Origin of the sequence: Shewanella sp. c952 (genome assembly GCF_019654975.1) — a bacterium.
GTDB lineage: Bacteria > Pseudomonadota > Gammaproteobacteria > Enterobacterales > Shewanellaceae > Shewanella.
In genome coordinates this window covers 1-618 of the sequence record NZ_BPEW01000101.1, presented here as the reverse complement: position 1 = coordinate 618, position 618 = coordinate 1, and the positions used below count along the sequence as shown (strand labels likewise).

The 618-nt window shown below is 56.0% G+C and carries 1 protein-coding gene; it reads right to left on the bottom strand.

The features are described 5' to 3' along the window. The coding region (locus K5R16_RS22050) for an Ig-like domain-containing protein (RefSeq protein WP_220740549.1) at positions 1 to 618 on the bottom strand (618 nt) is incomplete at both ends.

Here is a 618-nt window from a genome sequence, read left to right as displayed (position 1 = left end):
AGGTGTACTGGCCATCGCTGCCCAGGCTAAAGGTGCCGACACCGTTGAGGGTGACGTCACTGCCATCGGCATTATAGACGGTGTTGTCGCCGGCAATGGTGAAGGTGGTGATACTGAGATCGCCATCAACACTGCTGCCATCAATCACATTGCCGCTGACTTCCGGGCTGTCCTCGACGATGCTGCGAGTTTCATTATCATCGCTGAAATCATCGTTCACCGGGGTGACGGTCAAGGTCAGGGTCGAGGTATCTGTCGCGCCCGAGCCATCGGTTAAGGTGTAAGTGATCACCGGCACGCTGCCGTTATAGTTGGCGGCAGGGGTAAAGGTGTACTGGCCATCGCTGCCCAGGCTAAAGGTGCCGACACCGTTGAGGGTGACGTCACTGCCATCGGCATTATAGACGGTGTTGTCGCCGGCAATGGTGAAGGTGGTGATACTGAGATCGCCATCAACACTGCTGCCATCAATCACATTGCCGCTGACTTCAGGGCTGTCCTCGACGATGCTGCGAGTTTCATTATCATCGCTGAAATCATCGTTCACCGGGGTGACGGTCAAGGTCAGGGTCGAGGTATCTGTCGCGCCCGAGCCATCGGTTAAGGTGTAAGTGATCA